Origin of the sequence: Streptomyces tricolor (assembly GCF_002155905.1) — a bacterium.
GTDB lineage: Bacteria > Actinomycetota > Actinomycetes > Streptomycetales > Streptomycetaceae > Streptomyces > Streptomyces tricolor.
In genome coordinates this window covers 1-9,530 of the sequence record NZ_MUMF01000431.1, presented here as the reverse complement: position 1 = coordinate 9,530, position 9,530 = coordinate 1, and the positions used below count along the sequence as shown (strand labels likewise).

The window sequence follows — 9,530 nt, the reverse complement described above, 5'->3', positions numbered from 1 at the left end:
CTGCTCGCCGGTGTCCTCGTCCTGCTGCTTGTTCGCCTCCTCCATCTCCTTCTCGGATTCGGCGTACGGGTCCTCCTCGCCCTCCTTCTTCGGCTTGTCGAGGGCGTGGTCCCGCTCCTTCTCCATCTCGTTGGCGAAGGTCAGCAGATCGGGCACGGTCGGCAGGAACACGGAAGCGGTCTCACCGCGCCGCCGGGACCGCACGAAACGACCCACGGCCTGCGCGAAGAACAGCGGCGTCGAGATGGTCGTGGCGTAGACCCCCACCGCGAGCCGCGGCACGTCGACGCCCTCGGACACCATCCGCACCGCGACCATCCACCGGTCGGTGCCGGCGCTGAACTCGTCGATCTTCTTCGAGGCGCCGGCGTCGTCGGACAGCACGAGCGTCGCCTTCGTCCCGGTGATCTCCCGGATGAGCTTCGCGTACGCGCGCGCGGAATCCTGGTCGGAGGCGATGACGAGCGCACCCGCGTCCGGGATGGCCTTGCGGACCTCGGTCAGCCGCTGGTCGGCGGCGCGCAGCACGCTCGGCATCCAGTCGCCGCGCGGGTCGAGGGCCGTACGCCAGGCCTGGCTGACCGCGTCCTTGGTCATCGGCTCGCCGAGCCGGGCGGCGACCTCGTCACCGGCCTTGGTCCGCCAGCGCATGTTGCCGCTGTAGGAAAGGAAGATCACCGGCCGGACGACGCCGTCCGCCAGCGCGGACCCGTAGCCGTACGTGTAGTCGGCGGCGGACCGCCGGATCCCGTCCGCCCCCTCCTCGTACGTCACGAAGGGGATGGGGTTGGTGTCGGACCGGAACGGCGTACCGGTCAGCGCCAGCCGCCGGGTGGCCGGCTCGAAGGCCTCCAGGCACGCCTCGCCCCAGGACTTGGAGTCACCGGCGTGGTGGATCTCGTCCAGGATGACGAGGGTCTTGCGCTGCTCGACCCGGTTGCGGTGCAGCATCGGGCGCACGCCCACACCGGCGTACGTCACGGCGACCCCGTCGTACTCCCTGCCGAGCGGGCCCGCGCTGTACTCCGGGTCGAGCTTGATCCCTATCCGGCCCGCGGCCTCGGCCCACTGCTTCTTCAGGTGCTCGGTGGGCGCGACCACGGTCACCTGCTGCACGACGTGGTGGTGCAGCAGCCAGGAGGCAAGGGTCAGGGCGAAGGTCGTCTTGCCGGCGCCGGGCGTGGCGACGGCGAGGAAGTCACGCGGCTGCTCCTGGATGTACTTCTCCATCGCCCCCTGCTGCCAGGCACGCAGCTTGCTGGCGGTACCCCAGGGGGCCCGGCCCGGGAAGGCGGGCGAGAGGTGATGTGAGGTAGCGGAGGTGGCGGAGGTGGCGGCGGTGGTAGTCACGGTCTCCGTAGATCAGTGGTCGGGGGCTCGGCTACGTATGACAACCGGGCCACCCTACCGGCGCCGCCCCGCCCTCAACCCGCGAACGACCCCGGGTCGCCCACGGGTGGGAGCCACGTCACAGCAGCCACAGCGGACCCACCGTCACCCCGCGATCACCGGCCCGTCACTCAGCGCGCAGGCGTCCGTTCCCGCAGCCTGCGGGTCACCCAGGCGCCCACCAGCGCCACCGCCGCCATCGGCAGGAAGACGGCGGCGAAGGCGGCGGGATGCCCGCTGCCGGCCGCCGTGGCCGTGGTCGCCGCGGCGCTGCCGCCGCCGAGGGCCGCGAAGGCCGCGCCGGTCGCGGCGAGGAGGACGACGTTGGCGAGGGCGTCGGAGATCTGGAGCGCGGCGGAGTTCGTACCGGCCTCCTCCGGGGCGGACAGCTGGAGCAGCAGCACACTGGTGGAGGAGATCACCAGCCCCATGCCGAAGCAGCCGACCCCCCAGGCGGCGGCGACGGTCCACACCGGCACGGAGTGCACGAGCACGCTCGGCGCGGCGACGATCGCGACGGCGACCAGCACCATCCCGAGGGTCATCAGCCGCTCCCGGTACGGCGCCACGCGCGCCCGGGACTGCACGAACGATCCCAGCGCCCACGTCAGGCCGCCGGCCGCCAGCGAGAACCCGGCGAGGGTCGGCGACAGCCCGCGCTGGGTGACCAGCATCAGCGGCACGAAGGACTCGGCGGCGATGAAGGAACCGGCGGCCAGGCCGCGCAGCAGCACGACGGAGGGCAGGCCGCGGGCGGCCCGGTAGGTGCCGCGCGGGAGCAGACCGAGGACGGCGGGGACGAGGAGGGCCGCCCCGGCCAGTCCCGGGAGCAGGGACAGCGGGCGCAGGTCCTGGGCGGCGTACTGGAGGAGTCCGGCGCCGAGGGAGATGCCGAGCGCGAGCCGGATCCGCCGCCGGTCGAAGGGCTCGGCACCGGCCGCCTCGTCCACCGGGCCCGACGCCCTCCGGCGTATCTGGGGCAGGGCGAGGGCGAGCGGCAGCGCGACGAGGACGGGTATGCCGAGGAACACCCAGCGCCAGCCGAGGTGCTCGGTGACGGCGCCGGAGGCGAGGGGGCCGACGATGGAGGGGACGACCCAGCCGGCGGCGAAGGCCGCCATGATCGCGGGCCGCAGCCGCTCGGGGTAGGCCCGCCCGACCACGACGTACAACGCCACGATGACCAGCCCACCGCCCAGTCCCTGCACGGCCCGGCCGAGGATGAACACCCACATGACCTGCGCGGTCCCGGCGACGAGGAGCCCCGCGGCGAAGGCGGCGATGCCGGTGGTGAGCGCGCCCAGGGGTCCCCTGCGGTCGGACCACTGCCCGGCGAGCACCATCCCGAACAGGCTGGTCGTGAAGTACCCGGAGAAGGCGAACGCGTACAGCGCCACGCCGTGCAGCTCCCGCGCGGCGACCGGCATCGCCGTGCCCACGGCGGTCGCCTCGAACGCGATGAGGACCACGACCGACACGATCCCGACACTGAGCGCCCGGTACGACCGGCTCAGCACGCCGCCGTCCTGGTCAAGGGGCGGATCAAGGACATCGGGCTCGCGGGATCCAAGGGCACTCATGCTCGCCAGAGTAAGCCCCGCAACCAAGTTTGACCCCTGTCAGGAGTCCGACCTTCCACTCCGCCGTTGGTCGTACGTCCCCTTTCATGAACGGGGTATGGCAGTCCTGTTGCACGCACGCCGCGCCTCTTGAGCCCCTCCCTGACAGGCCCGTACGTTCTTCTCACCGACACGGCCGTGTGCCCGAGTGGCTCAGGGACTCGCCTGCAAAGCGAGGTACGCGGGTTCAATTCCCGCCACGGCCTCCATATTCGTCAGCATGGAAGGGCGGCACCCCCCAGGGAGTGCCGCCCTTCTTCAGTCGCCTCGACCGTAGGACGCGTACGGCACGAAGGCCGACCAGGCGTGGGGAGTGAGGGCGAGCTGGGGGCCGTCGAGGGTCTTCGAGTCGCGGACGTGGATCGTGCCGGGAGTGGTGGCCACCTCGACGCAGGACTCGCCGTTGGTGCCGCCGCTGTAGCTGCTCTTGAACCACGCCAGTTCGGAGGAGTGCTCGGCGGAGGCCTTGCGCATCATGTCTCTCCCAGCAGTTTCTCGATGAAGGCAAGCGACTCCCGGGGCGGGAGGGCCTGCGCCCGGATGGTGCCGTACTGCAACTCCAGGATGCGGAGATGCTTCAGGTCGTCGACGGGCCGGCCGTTGAACAGGCCGTCGGAGCGGCCCACCGCCTTCCCGTCGCAGAACTTCAGCAGCTCGATCCTGCCGTCCAGCCCGGGGTGGGCGTCGGTGTTCGTCGGCATGACCTGCAGTGTGACGTTGTTCAAGCGCCCCACCTCCAGCAGGTGTTCGAGCTGCCGACGCCACACCATTGTGCCCCCGACCTGGCGACGCAGCGGCGCTTCTTCCAGGACGAAGTGGATCGACGGAGCCGGTGTCCGTTCGAAGACCGACCGCCGGGCCAGTCGAGCAGCCACCATGCGCTCCACGTCGTCCGGTGAGTACGGCGGCTGGGCTGCCCCGATCACGGCTCGGGCATGCTCGGCCGTCTGCAGGAGTCCGGCGATGATGTTGCACTCGTACAGGCCGATCTCGACGGCCTTGGCCTCCATGTCCGCCAGCGCCCGGACCTTCTTCGGGTACCGGACCTTCTGCACATCCTCCTTCATCGCCGAGAGCAGTCCCCCCGCCCCCAACACCTCGTCGGCCTTGTCCAGATACTCGGGCCGGGGAATCCGCTTTCCGCTCTCGATCTTGTAGACCAGGTCCTCGCCGTAGCCGGCGGCCTTGGCGAAGTCACCGACCTTCATCCCCACCGCTTCCCGCCGCAGCCTCAACTGCCGTCCGACGGTGGTGATGACGGCGATGCCCCACTCGTCGTCCGGGTCGACCTCCCAGCCCCGCTCGCTCACCTCGTCCTTGAGTGGCTCCGCAGCCACGTCGACCGCCATCCGCACCCCTCCGTCACCGTGCGTGTCGACATAATCACGGTCCACGGTAGGGTCGCGCGGCCACTCTAAGTGACCGGAATCCGGAAATTCACCGCATCCTGACGGCTCAGAGCACCCCGCCCGTCTCGTCCCGGAGGAGTTCCGTCCAGTAGTGCCAGGACGTCTCCGGGAGGGTGCCCGTCGGGTCGATCGAGCGGAGGGTGTGGATCATGAGGACGACCAGGTGGTCGTAGGCGTGGGTGGACAGCTCCCCGCCGAGGTGGTCGTCGATGGTGCGCTCGTGGTGGATGAGCCACAGGGTGAAGGCCAGGGTGGAGACATCGGTGTTGAGGGGGGAGAGGGCGGCCTCGGGCTCGTCGAAGGTGAGGACCGCGCCCGTTCTGCCGTCGACCACCAGGCTGTTGCCCCCCGGCAGCCCGCCCAGACGGATCAAGTAGTCGCAGTGGGCGGGGAGTTCCCCGAGGGGGTGGTCGGGGCGTTCCTCGGTGACGTACTCGCGGAGCGTGGGCAGCGGGACGTCGGTGTCGGCGTGGAAGAGGACCGCCTCCTCGGGCAGACCCGTCTCGCGCAGGAAGCGGCGGGTCGGCTCGTGGGTGAGCGTCGCGGGGAAGTCGACCTCCTCGAAGCGGGCCACCCTGCCGTGCCCGAATTCCTGGTCCAGCAGGCGGGCGGGGACGTCGAGGGTGAGGCCCGAGGCCGTACCGGGGCCGGCGACGAGGGACAGCGGGCGGATCAGGGCCGCCGCCTTCCAGTACGGCGGGACCTGCCCGTCGACGCCCTCCTCGAAGAGGGTGAGGAGGCGGCGGGAGGCCTCGGTGACCGTCCTGGGGCCGTACTGGCCGGCCAGGGAGGCGAACCGGCCGCGCAGGCCCGCCAGTTCCTCGGTGACCGCGGCGAAGCGCAGCAGCGTGTCCAGGGAGGGCGCGAAGGGGCGGGGGTCGGAGGGGTCGAAGAGGTAGGCCGTCGTCAGCTCGCCCGTGACGCCGTCGAGCAGGATCGACCGGCGCTCCATGCCGGCCGGGGTGAGCAGTTCGCCTATCACCAGGCGCGCGCGCAGGTCCTCCGCCAGGCCGAAGGGGCCCTCGGCGGCGTCGGCGAGCGTGCGCAGGCCGTGGGTGCGCAGCGGGGAGAAGGTCAGCAGGTCGGTTTCCGCGGGCAGGCCGACGCCCGTGAGCAGGCCGCGCGTCGGCGGGTGCGTGACGTAGCGGTCCAGCTCCGCCTCGGTCAGCGTGATCACCGGTACGTCGGCGTCGGTCGTGCTCATCGCTCCCCCGCGGTCTTCCCTGGCGCGTGACGGGCCCGCGCACACCGTCGTACGCGGCCCCCGGGCAGGTGCCCCCACCGCTGTGCACACTACGCCGCCCCACTGACAACGGCCCTCACGAGGGAAGACGTCAGGCGACCCGGGCTCGTTGCGTGTCGGCGAGGATCGCCTCCACGGTCTCCTCCGGGGTCCAGCCGGAGGTGTCCAGCCAGAGGCCGATGCGCGGGGTGCGCAGGCGCAGTTCCTCGTCCAGGGCGGCCACGGTCCACTCCCCGCCGTACCCGGTCTTCGCCCGGCCGGCCTCGCGGGCCGCGACCTCCGCCGCGGCGGGCGCCAGCACCACCACGTACAGGGGGCGGGTGCGGACCAGGCCGGTGTACGTCCGCAGGTACGCGCCGAGGACGACGTCCTGCACGACCGCCGTGAAGCCCGCCGCCGCGTACCCGTCCGCCGTCGCCGCCGACAGCCGGTGGCGCAGCGCCAGTTGCGCGGCGGCCTCGCCCCCCGCCCCGGGGGCGTACTCCACCCGCCCCGACACGATCATCCGGCGGAACGCGTCGCCCCGGACGTGCGCGGCGCGCGGCAGCGCCTCGGCCAGCCGCTGGGCCACCGTGGACTTGCCCGCCGCCATCACCCCGGTGACCAGGACGACACCGTCCATGCCGGCCATCAGGTGAGAGGGCTTCCGCCGGGCGCGGGCCCGTGGCGCGGCGGTGTGTTCACCGGTCCGTCACCACGGCCGCCTGCGGGCGGATCGGGAGGCGGTTGACGGGGCGGCCGGTGGCGGCGCGGACGGCGGAGGCGATCGCCGCCGGTGCCGTCACCACCGGGACGGCGCTGACCGACTTGGCGCCGAACGGGGCGACCACGTCCCGCTCCTCGACCAGCTTCACGATCCGGACGTCGGGCGCGTCCAGGGCGGTCGGCAGGGCGTAGCCGGTCAGGTCGGGGTGGCGGACCAGGCCGCGGGGCGTGCGCAGGTTCTCGGTGAGGGCGATGCCCACGCCCTGGGTGACGCCCGCCTCGATACGGGCCGCCAGCTGCGCCGGGTTCAGCACCCGGCCCACGTCCTGGGCGACCGCCAGCTCCACCACCCGCACCGAGCCCAGCTCGACGTCGACGTCGACCACCGCGCGGATCGCGCAGAACGCCAGGCCCACGAAGGCGTCGCCCTGGCCGGAGGCGTCCAGCGGCTCGGTGGGGTGCGGGCGGCACTGCGCGGTGGCCCACAGCTCCTTGCCCTCCAACGCCTCGGTGACGGTGGTCGACAGGACGCCGTCGTACGAGGTGATCTTGCCGTCGGTGATCTGGAGCAGCTCGGTGGACATGCCGAACTTGTGCGCCAGGGGCTGGAGCAGTTGCGTGCGGACCATCTTGGCCGCCCGCTCCACGGCGCCGCCCGACACCCAGGTGTGCCGGCCCCGGCAGCCCGCGCCGGCCGGGGGCTGGTCGGTGTCGACCGGGGCGACGTGGACCTCCTCGACGCCGAGGGTCTCCTGGACGATCTGCCGGGCCAGCGTGGTGAAGCCCTGGCCGGTCTCCACGGCCGCGCACAGCACGGTCGCGATGCCGTCGTGGACCTTGACCGTCGCCGTGGACACCTCGTCGGCGCCCTCCGCGCCGAGCATGTGCACCATGCCCAGGCCGTAGCCGACGCCCCGGCGCACCGCGCCCGGTTCGCCCGCGCCCTCGGGGCCGCCGGGCAGCAGCCACTCCTCCTCGGGCGTGTCCTTGGGCAGCGCAGGCAGCGGGAAGTCGCGGACCGCCTGGAGCAGTTCGGCGACGGGGGCCGGGCAGGTCACGGTCTGGCCGATCGGCAGGACGTCGCCCGTCGCGAGGACGTTGCGCAGGCGCAGCTCGGCCGGGTCCAGGCCCAGCTTCTTCGCCAGCTTGTCCATCTGCGCCTCGTAGGCGGCGCACACCTGCATGGCGCCCTCGCCGCGCACATGCCCGGAAGGCGGGTTGTTGGTGCGGACGGCCCAGCCCTCGATGAAGGCGTTCGGGACGACGTACGGGCCGCACGCGAAGGAGACGGCGGCGGCCAGCGCTTCGGCGGAGGTGTCGGCGTACGCGCCCGCGTCCAGCAGGATCTGCGCCTCCACCTTCACCAGCTTGCCCTCGGCGTCGGCGTGGTGGCGGTAGCGCAGCAGGGTGGGGTGGCGGTGGGCGTGGCCGAGGAAGGACTCCTCGCGGGTCGCCGTCAGCTTCACCGGGCAGCCCGTCTTCAGCGCGAGCAGGCCGAGCGGGAGCTGGAAGCCCTGGTCCTCGCGGTCGGCCGTGGCGCCGGGCACCCCGGTGACGACGATCTTCACCCGATCGGGGGGCAGGCCGTAGCAGGCGGCGGCGGTGTTGCGGTCGGTGTGCGGGTCGGTGGAGGCCAGGTACAGCTCCACCCCGCCGTCCGGGCGCGGTACGGCGAGGCCGGCCTCGGCGCCGATCGGGGCCGGATCCTGGCGGCCGATCCGGTACAGGCCCTCGACCACCACCTCGCCGACCGCCTCCGGGTCGCCGTGGCGCAGCGGGATGTGCCGGATCAGGTTGCCGTCGGGGTGCAGCGGCTCGGCCTCGAAGGCCTGCTCCGGGTCGGTGACCGGGTCGAGCACCTCGTACTCGACGATGACGGCGGCGGCGGCCATCCGCGCGGTGTCCGGGTGGTCGGCGGCCACGGCGGCGATGGGCTCGCCGTGGTGGCGTACGACCTCGGCGGCGAACACCGGCCGGTCGGGCGTGCCCCGGCCGTGGCGGGGCGTGCCGGGCACGTCCTCGTGGGTGACGACGGCGCGGACGCCGGGCATCTCGCGCGCGTGGGTGGTGTCGATGGAGACGATGCGCGCGTGCGCGTGCGGGGAGCGCAGCACGGCGGCCCACAGCAGGCCCTCGGCCCACAGGTCGGCCGCGTACGGGAAGGTGCCCTCGGTCTTGGCGCGGGCGTCGGCGTGCGGCAGGGAGGCGCCGATGCCGTGCGGCGACGCCTCGGCAGCGGGGTCGGGTTCCGCGGCGGTGGTCGCGGTGCCGGCTTCGTTGCTCACGCCTGGCCTCCGTCCTGGCCGTAGTGCTGGTCCTGCGGTCCCGGCGGCGTGCCGTAGGGGTCCGGCGAGCCGTACGGGCCGGGTGTGCCGTAGGCGCCCGGTGTCGCGTCCTGCGGGGCGTACGCGTCCGGTGTCTGCGGGGTGTCGAAGGCGCCGGGTGCCTCGAACGCCGACGGGTGGACACCGCCGGAGCCGGGCGCCGCCTGGTGCGGGATGCGCGCCTCCTCCGTCTCCGTCCCGGAGTCCGCGTGGGACGCCTCGCGCTCGGCGACGACCTCCTTGACGGCCTCCACGACGCCCCGGTAGCCCGAGCACCGGCACAGGTTGCCGCACAGCGCCTGCCGGGTCTCCAGCTCGGTCGGCGCCGGGTTGCCCTCCAGCAGGTCGTGCACGGTCATCGCCATGCCGGGGACGCAGAAACCGCACTGCACGGCACCGCACCGGGCGAGCGCGCGCTGGACGTCGGAGGGCTGCCCGTCGACGGCGAGACCCTCGACCGTACGCACCTCGCTGCCGGCCGCGGTGACCGCCGGGACCAGGCAGGAGGCCACCAGGCGGCCGTCGACCTGCACGTTGCAGGCCCCGCACTCGCCCTGCGAGCAGCCGTCCTTGGCACCCGCGAGACCGAGCCGCTCGCGCAGCACGTACAGCAGCGACTCGCCGATCCAGGCGTCGGTGACCGGGCGGTCGGTGCCGTTGACGCGCAGCACGTAGGAGGCGAGGGGGTGGTCGTCGTGCGGCGGCAGGGGTACGGCGGCCTGGTCCTCCCCGGCGCCCTCGGAGACGTCCTCCTGCGCGGACGCGGGGTCCGCGGGGTCCTCGCCGGCGCCCTCGCCTCCGGACCGGCCGTCCGGCACGGACGCGTCGGCGGCGCCCTCGG

8 protein-coding genes and 1 tRNA gene are annotated in these 9,530 nt (G+C 73.2%); 1 reads left to right on the top strand and 8 read right to left on the bottom strand.

The features are described from left to right. The coding region (locus CCN44_RS28400; RefSeq protein ID WP_244203982.1) for a DEAD/DEAH box helicase at window positions 1-1,350 on the bottom strand (1,350 nt) is incomplete at its 3' end. A 170-nt stretch (window positions 1,351-1,520) separates the two neighbouring features. Then, window positions 1,521-2,969 (bottom strand): MFS transporter, encoded by a 1,449-nt coding sequence (locus CCN44_RS28395; RefSeq protein ID WP_059249805.1) that lies wholly within the window; start codon window positions 2,967-2,969, stop codon window positions 1,521-1,523. Window positions 2,970-3,142: 173 nt separating this feature from the next. On the opposite strand from CCN44_RS28395, the gene CCN44_RS28390 reads away from it, so the two are divergent. Further along, a tRNA-Cys gene (locus CCN44_RS28390) sits at window positions 3,143-3,217 on the top strand. A 49-nt stretch (window positions 3,218-3,266) separates the two neighbouring features. Here CCN44_RS28390 and CCN44_RS28385 read toward each other — a convergent pair. The 6 genes from CCN44_RS28385 to CCN44_RS28360 all read right to left on the bottom strand — a co-directional run. Beyond that, window positions 3,267-3,485 carry a DUF397 domain-containing protein gene (locus CCN44_RS28385; RefSeq protein ID WP_086700643.1) on the bottom strand — a complete coding sequence of 73 codons (219 nt, stop codon included), beginning with the start codon at window positions 3,483-3,485 and terminating at the stop codon, window positions 3,267-3,269. Beyond that, complete coding sequence (locus CCN44_RS28380; protein ID WP_059249807.1) at window positions 3,482-4,357, bottom strand: helix-turn-helix domain-containing protein; 876 nt, start codon at window positions 4,355-4,357, stop codon at window positions 3,482-3,484. The genes CCN44_RS28385 and CCN44_RS28380 overlap by 4 nt, the downstream gene beginning before the upstream one ends. A gap of 106 nt (window positions 4,358-4,463) precedes the next feature. Further along, window positions 4,464-5,621 carry an SUKH-4 family immunity protein gene (locus tag CCN44_RS28375; RefSeq protein WP_086700640.1) on the bottom strand — a complete coding sequence of 386 codons (1,158 nt, stop codon included), beginning with the start codon at window positions 5,619-5,621 and terminating at the stop codon, window positions 4,464-4,466. Window positions 5,622-5,751: 130 nt separating this feature from the next. After that, the gene (locus CCN44_RS28370; protein WP_086700647.1) at window positions 5,752-6,282 is read right to left on the bottom strand and encodes an AAA family ATPase; all 531 of its coding nucleotides are present in this window, start codon (window positions 6,280-6,282) and stop codon (window positions 5,752-5,754) included. 58 nt (window positions 6,283-6,340) lie between these two features. Further along, window positions 6,341-8,650: a xanthine dehydrogenase family protein molybdopterin-binding subunit gene (locus tag CCN44_RS28365; RefSeq protein WP_059249809.1), complete on the bottom strand. Its 2,310-nt coding sequence runs from the start codon at window positions 8,648-8,650 to the stop codon at window positions 6,341-6,343. Continuing rightward, window positions 8,647-9,530: (2Fe-2S)-binding protein (locus tag CCN44_RS28360; protein ID WP_143650000.1), on the bottom strand; the 884-nt coding region annotated here is incomplete at its 5' end. The genes CCN44_RS28360 and CCN44_RS28365, both read right to left, overlap by 4 nt.